At 51.3% G+C, this 14,646-nt stretch carries 7 protein-coding genes; 3 read left to right on the plus strand and 4 right to left on the minus strand.

The window, feature by feature from the left end; all coding sequences use genetic code 11:
• Positions 1 to 5 precede the first annotated feature (5 nt).
• The 3 genes from GJR95_RS39305 to GJR95_RS39315 all read left to right on the plus strand — a co-directional run bounded on the left by GJR95_RS39305 (position 6) and on the right by GJR95_RS39315 (position 1,867).
• Positions 6 to 638 carry a LysE family translocator gene (locus tag GJR95_RS39305; protein ID WP_162391068.1) on the plus strand — a complete coding sequence of 211 codons (633 nt, stop codon included), beginning with the start codon at positions 6 to 8 and terminating at the stop codon, positions 636 to 638.
• A gap of 107 nt (positions 639 to 745) precedes the next feature.
• Positions 746 to 1,378: an FMN-binding negative transcriptional regulator gene (locus GJR95_RS39310; RefSeq protein WP_162391069.1), complete on the plus strand. Its 633-nt coding sequence runs from the start codon at positions 746 to 748 to the stop codon at positions 1,376 to 1,378.
• 12 nt (positions 1,379 to 1,390) lie between these two features.
• Positions 1,391 to 1,867 carry an OsmC family protein gene (locus GJR95_RS39315; RefSeq protein WP_162391070.1) on the plus strand — a complete coding sequence of 159 codons (477 nt, stop codon included), beginning with the start codon at positions 1,391 to 1,393 and terminating at the stop codon, positions 1,865 to 1,867.
• Positions 1,868 to 2,059: 192 nt separating this feature from the next.
• Here GJR95_RS39315 and GJR95_RS39320 read toward each other — a convergent pair whose 3' ends face one another.
• From GJR95_RS39320 to GJR95_RS39335, 4 genes are all read right to left on the minus strand, one after another.
• Positions 2,060 to 2,506 carry a LytR/AlgR family response regulator transcription factor gene (locus GJR95_RS39320; protein WP_162391071.1) on the minus strand — a complete coding sequence of 149 codons (447 nt, stop codon included), beginning with the start codon at positions 2,504 to 2,506 and terminating at the stop codon, positions 2,060 to 2,062.
• Positions 2,507 to 2,762: 256 nt separating this feature from the next.
• A complete protein-coding gene (locus tag GJR95_RS39325) occupies positions 2,763 to 3,341 on the minus strand; it encodes an RNA polymerase sigma factor (RefSeq protein WP_162391072.1) in 579 nt (192 codons plus the stop codon).
• 430 nt (positions 3,342 to 3,771) lie between these two features.
• Positions 3,772 to 7,848, minus strand: a complete 4,077-nt coding sequence (locus GJR95_RS39330) for an ATP-binding protein (protein ID WP_162391073.1) — start codon at positions 7,846 to 7,848, stop codon at positions 3,772 to 3,774.
• A gap of 308 nt (positions 7,849 to 8,156) precedes the next feature.
• On the minus strand, positions 8,157 to 14,576 hold the full coding sequence (locus tag GJR95_RS39335; RefSeq protein ID WP_162391074.1) for a putative Ig domain-containing protein: 6,420 nt from the start codon (positions 14,574 to 14,576) through the stop codon (positions 8,157 to 8,159).
• Positions 14,577 to 14,646 lie beyond the last annotated feature (70 nt).

Below are 14,646 nucleotides of genomic sequence, written 5' to 3' on the forward strand. Positions count from 1 at the left end.
ACAAGATGATTCCTGCCAACGAATTACTCCTTTTTGCGCTGGCTGCGCTGGGTCTCGTACTCAGCCCCGGACCGAACATGATTTACCTGATTTCCCGCTCCATCACCCAGGGACGGCGTGCAGGTTTAGTGTCGCTTGCCGGTGTCTTGGCTGGGTTTCTGGGTCATATTTTTCTGGTTTCCTTTGGGTTATCAGCCGTGTTTCTGGCAATTCCGCTGGCGTATGACGTATTACGATGGCTCGGTGTCGGCTACCTGCTCTACCTAGCCTGGGAAGCCGTTAAACCCGGCAGTTCTTCCCCCTTCCAGACGCGAGCTCTATCGCACGATTCTGACTGGAAGCTATTCCGGATGGGCCTGCTGACCAATGCGCTCAATCCGAAAGTAGCCCTGTTTTATCTATCATTTTTTCCGCAGTTTACGCACCCTGAATACGGTTCGTTACTGACTCAAAACGTTCAGTTGGGCTTGATTCAGCTAACCATTAGTGGATCAGTCAATATGGTTATCATATTATCGGCCGCCCGGATGGCCAGTTGGTTTCAGGCTCGTCCGGTTTATATTCGGGTGCAGAAATGGTTTATGGCCAGTATTCTGACAGGATTGGCTGTGCGCATGGCAATCGACAAAGGGAAATAAACAATACAGGCCTTTCACAAAGAGCCGTGCCACGGTGCCAAACCGTGGCACGGCTCGAAGCCAAAGTCATGCAATAATCAATAGCCGATATCAACAACTATACGACAATGTATATACCACACGCCTTTCAGGAAACCGACCGCCCTACACTGTTGCAGTTCATCCGCGATAACTCCTTTGCGTTGCTTGTTACGACGGGCCACGATGGTATTCCGGTAGCCACACATCTGCCCATTGAACTTCTGGCTGATACCGATGGCCAATTTCAATTAGTTGGCCACCTGGCCAAAGCCAATCCGCAATGGAAACTATTGGGACAGGATAGACCTGCACTGGCCGTATTTTCGGGGCCGCATAGCTACATTTCCTCTTCGTGGTACGATCATGTTAATGTACCCACCTGGAATTATCTGTCGGTGCATATTACTGGGCGAACGAGCATGCTAAGCGACGATGAAACCCTTGATTTTCTGCGCCAGCAGGTAGATCGCTATGAGGCTCATTCAAGGCATCCGGTATCCGTTGAAAGTATGACCGCAGACTACGTTCGGAAACAAATGCGTGGCGTAGTCGCTTTCAAAATGACCATTGATACGATGCAGGGAGCGGCTAAGCTCAGCCAAAATCGAGACGACAAAAACTACCAGTCCATTATCTCCGAACTACGTCAGACGGGTAATGCTGATGCAGAAAAAATGGCCAACGAAATGGCTACCCGACGACCAACGATTGACAAGTAATACGAATGCACTATGGCAAAGCAACACACGTACGCATTAACCACTCGATGGACCGGAAATAAAGGAGAAGGGACTACCAATTACCGTTCATACGACAGAGATCATGTCGTTTCGGCCGAAAACAAACCTGACATTCCTGCGTCATCGGACCCGTCGTTTCGGGGCAATAAAAGCCGATACAATCCGGAAGAATTGCTTGTTGCCTCCCTGGCAAGCTGCCATATGCTCTGGTACCTGCATTTGTGTGCCGAAGCAGGCGTTGTTGTTGTCGATTATACGGATCAGGCAACAGGAACAATGATAGAGACGCCAGACGGTGGCGGCCATTTCAGTGAAGTAACGCTTTCGCCGGTCGTACTTGTCACCGACGAAGCGATGATTGCCAAAGCGAACGAATTGCATCATCAGGCTAACAAATTATGCTTTATTGCCAATTCCTGTAATTTCCCGGTTTATCATAAACCCATCTGTAGAGTCGCAGAAAAATAGTCGTGATTACAAACCTATAAGGTTTTTGAAACCTTATAGGTTTAAATAACAGAATACGGATGGTTGCTTAAATCCAGGAAAAAGAAGAAAAAGTAAATTTTATTTTCATTTGGACTGAGCTAAGTAGCTGAAAAGAAAACGCATTTACGACCGAAAAAACAGCACCGCTCTATTAAACGGACAATAGTTTTTTTATTGATCGCCTGGTAGATAATCCGGAAGGAGCGAATCGAGGGAAATACTAGCCGTTCCGGTCGTCGAGCCATTATCGTTGGCAGACAGGTTCCGATAAATTTTTTGCATGGCCACCCACCGACGACGCGACACCGGCAGCACATCGCCCGAATGCAGGTAAACCAGACCGGTATTATCCGGCTGCACAGGCCCCAGATAGGCTATGTACTGGAGGTTGATGATGCAGTTTCGATGAGTCCGTATAAACCACTCTTTAGGCAACTGGGGTTCATAGTATTTTAAGGTGCGGGGAAGCAGCATCCGTTGCCCATCTTTCCAGTGAAGCCAGCTATAGTTACCGGTGGCCTGTAAAAACATCAGATCAGCTATCGGGCGGCTAATTTTGCCCGTTTTATGGGCGTGCATTTTGAGCATGTCTCCGGGTTGTAGGAGCGATTGTTTCATAACATACTAAAAAGAGGAAGGTTGAAAAGACTCGTTGATTCAATGGATGGATTGAAATTGGCAGATAAATAAAGCCAATCCATATACGTCTGCTACCACAAGCGTTGCAATCCTTAACACTCATGTTACATTTTCAGGCCTTTCGCTTCGAGCCGTGCCACGGTTATCACAAGTAGGACCATTAACTGTAGCACGGCTCGAAGCGAAAGGCCTGATTTTAACTCACATCGTATGGTCAGTCATCCTGACTGAGTTATTAGCAATCTATACTAGTCTGTATTGCCTGTAGTTTATCACGTGTTCGCTTCAGACGCATCTTTACCGCACTTTCCGACAACTTGTAGTATTCGCTAAGGTCTCGAATTGATAAGCCCTGTTCATACTTTAGTCGAAGTAGGGTTAGCTCCTCGTCCGGTAGTTTCATAAGGGCCAGCTCCTGAGCTTGTATCCGCCGTTCTACCACCTCCTTCAGGCGTATACCTGGTATGCCATCAATCAGTTCCTCGTCAGATAGCGTATCCGATAAATCATAGGGCAATGGCTCGGTTTTAAGCTGCTTGTTTAACCGAAGCCGATCCAGACAATAATGGTATGAAATGGCATACAGCCAGGTAGAAAATGAGGAGCGATTCTGGAAGGAGTTCAACTTGTCAAATACCTTGATGAAGATGTCCTGGGTATAGTCCTGAGCGTCGGCGGAATCATTAGTCATGGCCAGGCACGTCCGATACACTTTATGGGCATATTGGTTATAGAGTATCTCAAAGCTGTTGTCTGAATAACTGGTCTGAAACGTATCGATTATCTGGTTGTCGGCTGAACGTGTTTTTTTCATGGCGGCAGAAAAATTCTATAAAGTGAGTAAGTAAAAGACATGAAGCGATTCAATGGATCAATCAGCCCTGTCAATAAGTCCGCAAGTTGCGGCACTGATGGTTGGTCTGCTAACACACTCGTTGCATTCATTAGCACTTATGTTACATGACAATAAAAAAGCCCGAAAATCCGGGCTTAAATGGCAAAAATGTCCCTTTGGTGTGAGGTCAGGGCCTTAAACCAGACCCCTGCGGACGGTTCGCCGTGGCGATTCTTAAAACCGAGTGTATAGTCTGGATGAGGTTTGGAGAATCACCACAGTGAACCGTTCTCCCCTGTCGGTTTTGAGAAACCTTTCCGTGTCAGTTTCTTCAAACTGACACCACATCGACTGCTTTACAGACGAATTCAAGGACCAATAAAGACAAAACAATGTTCTGTGAACGGGCTTAACCCAACGTTGACGTGGGCTTTCCATACTGCGAAGGCAAGACGCCATAACGCTCCTGAAACACTTTGGCAAAGTAAGACAGGTTGTCAAAACCAACCGAATAAGCCACCTGGGTTACGTTCTGTTGGCCTTCGGTCAGTAGTTCGGCGGCCCTGGCAAGCCGGATATCCCGGATAAAGGAGGTAGCAGGTTTGTTGGTTAACGCTTTGAGCTTACGGTGAAGTTGCACCCTGCTTAGGTTGGCGGCTTCGGCCAGTTCCTCAACGGTAAATCCGGTATTATCTATGTGCGGAATAACAAGCGCCGTCATCCGGTCGATAAACTGCTGTTCAGCCGTTAATGGAGCCGGAATGTTTATCTGGCTATCCGGAGTGGGCTGGCTCATAGAAAACCACTGGTACAGGCGTTCGCGCTGCTCGATCAGATTGCGTACCCTGACCTGAATTTCAGACCGGTTGAAAGGTTTGGTCAGGTAGTCATCGGCGCCTAGTTCAAAGCCTGCGATTCGGTCTTCGACAGTAGCTTTGGCCGTCAGCATGATCACAGGAATATGACTGGTGGCTGGCTGCATTTTCAGTGCCTCGCAGAACCCAAATCCATCGAGCCGGGGCATCATGAGGTCGCAGATAACCATGTCGGGCAGTGCAGTAGTCGCTTTTTCGAGGCCGTCCTGTCCATCAATGGCTTCAATGATCTGATAATCCTGCTCAAAAATACTACGTACATACGACCGGATGTCCTCGTTATCGTCTATGATCAGCAGAATGTTAGCGGTTCCAGGCGCGGAGGGGTCCAGATTCTCCGTTTCCGCTGGTACTGATACGGATGCAATAGGAGCAGACAAGGAGAGTTCAGTCCAGGATGCCGGCATTCTATCGATCGTCATCAGCGGCAGTGCAACCGTAAATGTGGTGCCAAGACCTTCGGCGCTGACAACGTCGATCGTGCCATTCAGCACCCTGACCAGTTCATTGACCAGTGCCAGCCCTATACCAGTGCCTTCGTACGTACGATTTAGCTTGCCATCGACCTGATAAAATCGGTTGAAAATATTAGGCACATGTTCGGGTGGAATGCCAATGCCGGTATCCTGAATCGTTATTAGCAATTGATTCCCAGCCCCTTCGTCGGGATAATGCAGGTTCATGCTGACGTTGTTGCCCGCCGGAGTAAATTTAAAGGCGTTGGAGAGCAGGTTCGTCACTATTTTTTCCAGTTTATCCCGGTCAAAACGAGCCCACCACGTCGTTTGATTTTGATCGAATGAAAACGCGATTCCACGGCTTTCGGCTAAGGAGTTGAATGAACCGGCTATCATTCGAAAAAAAGCAGCCATATCGCCCGGTTCCAATTCGGGCTTTAACTCACCCGCTTCCAGTTTCCCCAGATCGAGCAATTGATTGATCAGTGTCATCAGCCGATGGCCGTTTCGCTCCATCAGCGTCAGTTCAGGATGATGAGGAAATTGTTTTTTCAGGTTGTCCAGTGGCCCTAGAATCAGGGTTAGGGGGGTACGGAATTCGTGAGAGATATTGGTAAAAAACTCGGTTTTCAGACTATCCAGTTCTGCTAACCGATTCGCTTCCTTTTTCTCAAAAACAACCTGTTGCTCGAGCAATAGTCGCTGGGTCTGAACCCGGTAGAGCTGCCAGCCCACCACTGCAATAATTATCGCATAGAGCAAATAAGCCCACCAGGTTTGATAAAATGGCGGATGAATTCGTACCTGGAGTTCGACAGGTTTGCTCCAGACTTCGCCATCAACCGAACCCATCATCCGAAAAGTGTAGTTGCCCGGTGGTAATTGAGCATAGTTGGCAAAGCGGTTGGTACCCGCCGATACCCAATCCCGGTCAATCCCATTGAGCCGGTAGCGGTATTGATTTTTGGCTGAGTTCGCAAAGTCCATCAGCCCGAATTCGAACGTGATCAGGTTCTGGGTATGCGACAGATTGAGCTGTTGCTTGTACTCGATTCCTTCGGTCAGTATCCCATCGGAGCTGCCCACGTCAACGGTTTCATTGTTGACTTTCAAACCAATCAAATGTGCTCGTGAAGCCGGGCCACTGGCCCGAACCAAGTCGGCTGCCCGAAAGGTCGTTAGCCCATGTATGCCCCCGAACATCAACTCGCCCGATTGGCTTTTGAAAAAGGAGCCCGTATTGAACTCATCGTCCTGTAAGCCGTCGGCTTTGGTGAAGTTGCGAAACGTTTTAGTTTTGGGGTTGAACTGTGCTAAGCCCCGGTTAGTACTTAGCCAGAGGTTCCTGAACTCATCTGCCAGTATTCCATACACTACTTTATTGGGCAATCCCTGTTTTTCAGTGATATGGTCAAAGTAGCCCGTCTGTTTATCCAGACGATCCAGCCCGCTGCCTTTGGTACCTACCCATAGGTAGCGGGCGGGCTGGTTTGGGTCATTGAGCAGGCTCAACACAAAATCGTTGCTCAAACTCTGACGGTTCGTCTGGCTATTTTTAAAGAGTGAAAAAACCGGCCTGGTCTGTGGGTGATCGGCCCGTATCAACCCCTGTTGGGTACCGATCCAGAGCGTACCGTCCTGATCGAAGTAGATCGTATAGGTTTCTATTTCGGCTCCTTTCTGCGGTAACAGGGATTGATACGAGAAAATCTGAAATTTTTCTGTCTGGGGATCGAATTGAAGAAGCTTGCCATTGATGGCTCCAATCCAAAGCTTACCGAATTTGTCTTCAACCGTCTGGTTATTGTAGAAACCAAACGACGTATTGGGGGGCAGAGGATATTTTTTGAGGAGTTGCCAATCGGCACTAAACTTAAACAGATACATTTCGTGCGTCTGGAAGTTCGTGTTCGATACCCAGAACGTTCCTTGACGATCCTGCATCATATAACGCTGCCGTTTATCAACGGGCGGCAATCCATCAGGCAGGAAAGACTGTGTCCGGTTATTAGCCCGATCAAGTTGTTCATACGCAAACTCATGCCGTACATAAACCCGGCCCTTCCGGTCGGCATACAGATAAGAAAGGGTTTTATCAGGCAGTAACGAATGAAACTGTTTGATTTTGGGGTTGAATTTTCGAAGACCATAGCCACTTGTACCCAGCCAGATATTGCCCGTCTTATCTTCGAGCAGCGTAGTAATGGCATAGAGATTGCCGGGCAGGGCGGTAAACGCATTGCGTGCCGTCAGGCTGTCCTGTACCATGAGATCATCAGGCGAGATCAACCACAAGAGCCCACCCTGAGCAATAGACATTTTTTTCGGATTGATCTCTCTAATGACGGCATCCTCATTTTTCGGCAGATAAATAGTTTTCAGCCTGCCATGCTGACGATAGAGGATTTTATTGTCTTTAAGGCCAAACAACGCATCCTGATTTATATTGGTGTATACGGTATAAGCCCCCCGGAATTCATCCGTAAAAAGAGTGAACGTACTTCCTTTCTGAGGGTATTGCCAGTTAAATGACAGTAAACCGGTATTGCCTACCAACACAGCCTGACCATCGGGACGGAAACTAATGTGCCCAATGCCACCCGTCTTCTTCTTATCGATCGGAATCTGTGTGAGTTGAACCTGATCAGCAAAATTAGCGTGATTGGGAAAGCTGTTTTTAAGCGAAGTAGCTAAACTGATTTTAATCAATTTAGTCTCCTCCGCAATCACCCAGATAGCCCCCTGTGGATCCTCGAACAGATAGTTAATGGCATAATTTCCTGCATTGGAAGACGCCTGATCACGAATATCGAGATGATAAAACCGCTGGGTACGCGTATCGAACAGATTCAGTCCCTGATTGAGGGTACCCACCCACAGCCTCCCCCGGCTATCGACCAGCATCGTTGAGCAGTTGTTATCCGAAAGGCTGTATTTGTTATATGGATCATGAGTAAATACGTTGAAATTATACCCATCGAAGCGGTTTAGTCCATCTTTGGTAGCTACCCAGATAAATCCCTTCTGATCCTGTTTTAGATCGAAAATCATCCCCTGCGACAGACCATCGGAAATAGTTAATTCCTGCCAGCCGTTGGGCTGGGCAAGGAGTACACCAGGAAGAAGTAAAAACAGAAAGTAGAGGACCCGCATTTAAAATGCTCAATTTATAGTCAATAGGGCTTCGTTTCGAGCCGTGCCACGGTTATTTTAGAGTGTCATGATTAACCGTGGCACGGCTCGAAACGAAAGCCCTGGTCAATAATACGAAAAAATCGAAGGGATGTAGATGATCCAATGATGAGATGACTAATGGATAAATTGCACCAGTCTCTTTCTGCCATGTGCTCAACCAGAGAAAAGGGCAAAAAAAGGCTGCTAGCACTGACCAGGTCAAGTCAGTACTAGCAGCCTCCATGAATCAATTTGGGCACGCTGGTGCCGGTATTAGTCCATCAGGTTTACCGTTTGAGAATCTTAACCGTCTGACGCTGAATAGGCGTGCTAACCTGAAGGATGTACTGACCCACTGGCTGGCCCAACTGCACTGTCTGCGGCTGAGACAACTCGCCTGAACCGATTGTCCTCTCGCTGACCACATTCCCCTGAGTATCCACTACCCGTAGGCCAACCTCGTGGGAACCAGCACCTTTTATCAGGACTTCTGCACGGTCGCCTACTACCGGGTTACCCAGCACCTCTACGGTCAAACGAGCCGCAGCTTCTACCCCTACCCGAGCACCTGTAGAGCACACTGCCAGCCAGTTGTAGACATAGCTCGCTTCTCCATCACTTCCCTGCTGGATCGCCTTCAGGGTGATACTCGGATTATCCGTGTATAGATTCAGACTGTAAGGCCCACTGGCTGTTGTAGACGCCAGCTCATTGACCACCCGGAAGCTGATGGGCTGACCTGTTACCCCTCCATACAACGGTGTAAAGGTCAATCGGCGCAGACCGGCACTCACCACCTCACAACTTACTGTGTTTACGCCCGTGATGCTGAACACACCCGTTGGCGGGTTACCCGGCTCATTCACCGTCACACTAACCATGGCCGTTACCGTCTGGGAAACCGGTGAGGTCGCATCGCTCACCATCACCATGAAAGTCTGCACTCCCGCACTTAGCCCCGACACGGTTGCCGAATTGCCGGTAGGGCTGATACTATTCGGACCCGAGAAAACATAACTATATGGACCTGTTCCCCCCGACACATTCGCCGTCAACGTCGTTGACCCATTGGTCAGGAACTGACTCGGACTCGCTTGCAGGTTCACCGTCAATGGGCTCGGCCCAACCCCGACCACCGTCAGGACAAAACTCGTGCTCGTGCTCAGGCTGCCCGGATCGGTCGCCGTCAGTACCACTGTCGAGACCCCACTCACGCTCGGCGTACCCGAAATCTGGGTACCCACCAGACTCAGCCCTGCTGGTAGCCCACTGGCCACCAGTGTAATCTGATTCGGTGTCTCCTGATCGGCAAACGTATTGGCCAGATTCAGACTATACCCCTGCCCCACTACAGCCGTCTGATTACCCACCGGACTGTTCACGCGAGGGGGCGTGTTATCCTGTCCCGCACTGGCACAGGCCGCTAACCAGTTGTAGCTGAAACTAGCCACCTCAACACTTCCTGTTTGGGTCGCCTTTAAGGTCAGCACCGGATTGTCCCTATACAAGGTCAGCGAGTAAGGAGCCGGATCGGTCGTCGGAGCCAGCTCATTAACGATCTCAAAGGCAATCGACTGACCGGTCAGCCCGGCATAACGAGGGGCAAAATTGATGTTGATCCGGTCAGCCACTGGCGTACAACTGATCGTGGTTACCCCTGTGATCGCAAAAGGCTGAGTCGGTGGTGGGGTCGTCGTGGCAGGCAGCACCGTTAATAACAACGGAGTGCTCACAGAAAGCCCACCCGGATCGGTAGCCGTGATATTTATCGTGAAAGGTGAACCTACTGTTGTTGACGATATCCCGCTCAGCGTGGCTCCCGCAAAACCCAGGCCTGCTGGCAACCCACTGGCCGAGAGCCGCAGACTCAGGGGCGTCTCGGTGTCGGTGAAGGTACCTTCAGGAATCACATAGGTGAAATAGGTGCCTGCTGTGGCCGTCTGGCTACTCAACGTACTCACAACTCGAGGGGGCGTGTTGGGCGACTCCGAGGTGCGGCAGGCCTCCAGCCAGTTGTAGCTATAACTGGCTTCGGGTGGAGTACCTCCCTGAGTAGCCTTCAGAGTAAGGATCGGATTATCCGTATAGAGCTGGAGGGTATAAGGCCCCGACTCGGTAGTGGGCAGCAATTCGTTGGCCACCGAGAAAGACAGCGGTTGACCATTGAGTCCGCTGTAGCGGGGCGTAAAGCTGACACTGAAGCGGTTCGGCAGAATAGGTGTACAACTTACCGTCGTCACGGCCGTGATGGCGAAGGGCGCCGTCTGGACGGGCGTCACCGACAAACCAAACGCATTGGAGGTGAGGCTATTGCAAGCGCCCGTGACTACCACCATGTAGCTACCCGCATCGGAGAGCTGGACATTGGCCAGGGTCAGCGTAGCCGAGGTTTGCCCACCAACGGGGTTACTCAGGTTGTCTTTATACCATTGGAAAGCGGTAGGATTGCCAGTGACCGAGACAGCAGTAGTGACATTAGCGCCCACCGTGACACTGGAGGATGAAGCCGGTTGCTGGGTAAAGGCGATAGTCTGGGCCGGTTGTTGGCTCACCTCCACACTGGCCACGGCCGTACAGCCACTACCCGAGGTTAAGGTCACCGAATAGGTGCCCGCTGAACTCACCGTCAAAATAGGATTGGTCGAGCCCGTGTTCCACAATACACTTCCCACACCCACCGCTGTCAGGCTCACACTCGGACTGGCACAGCTTAGGGTCGCACCCGAAGGAGTGATGCTCACTGAGGGCGCACTCTGATCCGCACTCACCTCCACACTGGTCACAGCCGTACAGCCACTACCCGAGGTTAAGGTCACCGAATAGGTGCCCGCTGAACTCACCGTCAAAATAGGATTGGTCGAGCCCGTGTTCCACAATACGCTTCCTACACCCACCGCTGTCAGGCTCACACTCGGACTGGCACAGCTTAGGGTCGCACCCGAAGGAGTGATGCTCACTGAGGGCGCACTCTGGTCGGCACTCACCTCCACACTGGTCACAGCCGTACAGCCACTACCCGAGGTTAAGGTCACCGAATACGTCCCCGCTGAACTCACCGTCAAAATAGGATTGGTCGAGCCCGTGTTCCATAGTACACTCCCTACACCCACCGCTGTCAGGCTTACACTCGGACTGGCACAACTCAGCGTCGCACCCGAAGGAGTGATGCTCACAGAAGGAGCGGTTTGGTCGGCACTCACCTCCACACTGGTCACAGCCGTACAGCCACTGCCCGAGGTCAAGGTCACCGAATACGTCCCCGCTGAACTCACCGTCAAAATAGGATTGGTCGAGCCTGTGTTCCACAATACACTTCCTACGCCCACCGCTGTCAGGCTCACACTCGGACTGGCACAGCTTAGGGTCGCACCCGAAGGAGTGATGCTCACTGATGGGGCTGCCGTCGAGCTACTTACCGTCGTCGTTGTCGTACTGTAACAACCCGTTTCTGTATTGGTCACCGTCACCGAGTAGACGCCCGATGCGTTGACTATCGCGACGCCTGTTTCGGCATTCTGGCTCAGAATGCCGGGTCCACTAAAGGTATAATCATCTCCCCCCTCGGCCGTCAGCGTTAGACTGGACTGAGCGCAGGTCAACACACCACTATTGCTGGCCATCAGCGTGGACGTGGGAGGAGCATTGACAGTCAATTCATAGGTAGCCGTGGCAGATTGACCATTGCTGTTCACCGTCAACGTAAAGGTTTGGATACCGGCCACCAGAGTCGTCAAATTCTGGCCGAAGCTGGGGTTAGAGCTAGTGCCCGTCGTGGTGCTGCTACCGTTCGTCAGCGTGTAAGCATAACTACCCGTTACATTGGCAATGTTCGCACTGAAAGTCACCTGGCCACCTACACAAATCGGATCAGGACTTGCCGTAAAGTCGGAAATCGTCGGCGTTGCATTAAGCACAGTCAACGGATAGCTTGCTCCCTCACCTGAACAACCATTGGAATCAGCAGCCCGGACCGTGATCGTGAAAGGTCCACTCTGGGTAGGGATACCCGACAACACACCTTCAGGACTCAGATTTAATCCTGAAGGCAAACTGCCGCTGGCCAGACTGAAGCTAAATGGTGCCACTCCACCTGAAGCGGTGAAGGTCTGACTGAAGGCAGTACTCAGGGTGGCCGTCGTAACGATCGGATTACTTACTGATACCGAAGCCGTTGTACTAACTACAGTTGTGCTGGCCGTACCTGAGCATCCAGTAATTGGACTAGTCGCCGTCACCGAATAGGCCCCTGCCGTGGTCACCGTGCGGGTGGCGCTGGTCGAATTGTCATCCCACCGATACGTGCCGCCCCCCGTGGCTGTGAGGCTCAGACTGGTCGTCGTACAGGTCAGGGTGGTGCTGGCCGGGGCCAGAATGTTGGCCGATGGAGCGGTGGTGTTGCCCGAAATGACCTGACTGTCCACCGCCGTACAGCCGTTGGGGGCAGTCACCGTCACTGAGTAAGTACCCGCTGTGGTGATCGTGCGGGTAGCGCTGGTCGAGTTGTTATCCCAGCGATACGTGCCGCCCCCCGTGGCTGTCAGGCTCAGACTGGTCGTCGTACAGGTCAGGGTGGTACTGGCCGGAGCCAGAATGTTGGCCGTGGGGGCGGTGGTGTTGCCCGAGATGACCTGACTGTCCACCGCCGTACAGCCATTGGGGGCAGTCACCGTCACCGAGTAAGTACCCGCTGTGGTGATCGTGCGGGTAGCGCTGGTCGAGTTGTTATCCCAGCGATACGTGCCGCCCCCCGTGGCTGTGAGGCTCAGACTGGTCGTCGTACAGGTCAGGGTGGTACTGGCCGGGGCCAGAATGTTAGCCGTGGGGGCGGTGGTGTTGCCCGAGATGACCTGACTGTCCACTGCCGTACAGCCATTGGGGGCAGTCACCGTCACCGAGTAAGTACCCGCTGTGGTGATCGTGCGGGTAGCGCTGGTCGAGTTGTTATCCCAGCGATACGTACCGCCCCCCGTGGCTGTCAGGCTTAGACTGGTCGTCGTACAGGTCAGGGTGGTGCTGGCCGGGGCCAGAATGTTGGCCGATGGAGCGGTGGTGTTGCCCGAAATGACCTGACTGTCCACCGCCGTACACCCGTTGGGGGCCGTCACCGTCACTGAGTAAGTGGCTGCCGTAGTCACGGTACGGGTGGCGCTGGTCGAGTTGTTATCCCAGCGATACGTACCGCCCCCCGTGGCTGTCAGGCTCAGACTGGTCGTCGTACAGGTCAGGGTCGTGCTGGCCGGAGCCAGAATGTTGGCCGTGGGGGCGGTGGTGTTGCCCGAGATGACCTGACTGTCCACCGCCGTACAGCTACCAGTTGATGTGACAGTAACTGAGTAGGTTCCTGATGCAGTGACTGTACGTAATGCATTGGTAGTGCCATTGTCCCAGCGGTAGGTGCCGCCCCCCGTGGCCGTCAATGACAGACTCGGCGTGCTACAGGTAACCGTTGTGCTTGACGGAGTGAGTATATTAGCTGTCGGTAGCGGATTGACGGTTAACGTAGCCGAATTGGAGTTGGTGGAGCCGCCAGCGCCCGTAGCCACACAGCGATACTGATAACTATTGAGCCCTGCTACATTGCTGATGCTTAAGGTCGTGTTTGTGACGCCTGAGTAGGGAGCCGTGTTAGTCAAATTCGTAAAACCACCACCGGTATTGACCTGCCATTGGTAGCCAGTAGCATTAGAAGCCGCAACAGTGAAGGTAGTACTGCTGCCCGAACAAACACTTTTTGTAGTAGGACTGGTTGTAAAATTGGGTGGATCTGCATAGGTATAGGTAAACGGTACTATATACGTGCAGCCCCCACCCGACGGGGTAATTTTGGCGTAGAGCGTTTGTTCGCCGGCAGATAGACCCGAAGGTGCAAACGTGTTGGGTGCGGTGAATGTACCCGCTGACGCGGTGGCATTTGCGTTTTTATAAATACCATTCACTGTTCCTAAAAACGTACCGGTATAGGTGAAGATGGTACTATTAGTCGGGTTGTCATTGACTATAACAGACCCATTGTTACTCGTTATTGTCCCCGCCGAGCCGTACTTTAATACACCATTGTTGGTAAATACGCCACCGCCACCGTTAAAACTAATTCTTCCACCTACAAACGTATAGCCATTGTTATTAAATCTAGCAATATCGGTCAGTAAAATATTATAGGAAACCACGATAAACTGACCACAGACATAGTTGTTGATTATAGCAGAAGAGGTAGTACCTCCAACCGGCCCCCCCATTTCAACCGCCGTACTATTATTGGACGAATTTATCCGTATAAGACCATAATTTTCTACGAGTGAGTGGTCATCGCCGGGGCCGAATACACCAGCAACAGGCCCACCTCCAGCAGCTTCCATAGCAAGGGTGCCATAATTGATCAGTGTTGAGCTTACATTCAGGTCAACATACCGAAAAAGGGTTCCATCACCCCTCACATTGAGGGTTGCCCCTGCGCTTATTGTCAGCGTTTTTTCATATATTTGTATACTGGCTATAGTAACGGTTGTTCCGGCTGCGATAACAGGGTTTCCGGTTCCACCTCTAATAAAAGCGTTGTCGGATGCAGTGGGTACCCCCACAGGGTTCCAGTTATTGGCGGTATTCCAATCCGTATTGGTATTACCTGTCCAGTATTTGTTACCGGCAAAGAGGTGCTGCGAAAAACATAAATTCAGCGCGAGAAAGAGAAAGTAAACGTTTAGTTTCATAAAGATTGAGATAAGTATTTTACTCAGGAAATGGTCGGGTCAACACAAAGAATGGTGACGTTGCTACCAA

Source organism: Spirosoma endbachense (assembly GCF_010233585.1).
Classification (GTDB): Bacteria; Bacteroidota; Bacteroidia; order Cytophagales; family Spirosomataceae; genus Spirosoma; species Spirosoma endbachense.

Bases quoted from the DNA above. Each gene is read 5' to 3' on its own strand.
- GJR95_RS39305 (WP_162391068.1), top strand. From the start codon at position 6: ATGATTCCTGCCAACGAATTACTCCTTTTTGCGCTGGCTGCGCTGGGT.
- GJR95_RS39310 (WP_162391069.1), top strand. From the start codon at position 746: ATGTATATACCACACGCCTTTCAGGAAACCGACCGCCCTACACTGTTG.
- GJR95_RS39315 (WP_162391070.1), top strand. From the start codon at position 1,391: ATGGCAAAGCAACACACGTACGCATTAACCACTCGATGGACCGGAAAT.
- GJR95_RS39320 (WP_162391071.1), bottom strand. From the start codon at position 2,506: ATGAAACAATCGCTCCTACAACCCGGAGACATGCTCAAAATGCACGCC.
- GJR95_RS39325 (WP_162391072.1), bottom strand. From the start codon at position 3,341: ATGAAAAAAACACGTTCAGCCGACAACCAGATAATCGATACGTTTCAG.
- GJR95_RS39330 (WP_162391073.1), bottom strand. From the start codon at position 7,848: ATGCGGGTCCTCTACTTTCTGTTTTTACTTCTTCCTGGTGTACTCCTT.
- GJR95_RS39335 (WP_162391074.1), bottom strand. From the start codon at position 14,576: ATGAAACTAAACGTTTACTTTCTCTTTCTCGCGCTGAATTTATGTTTT.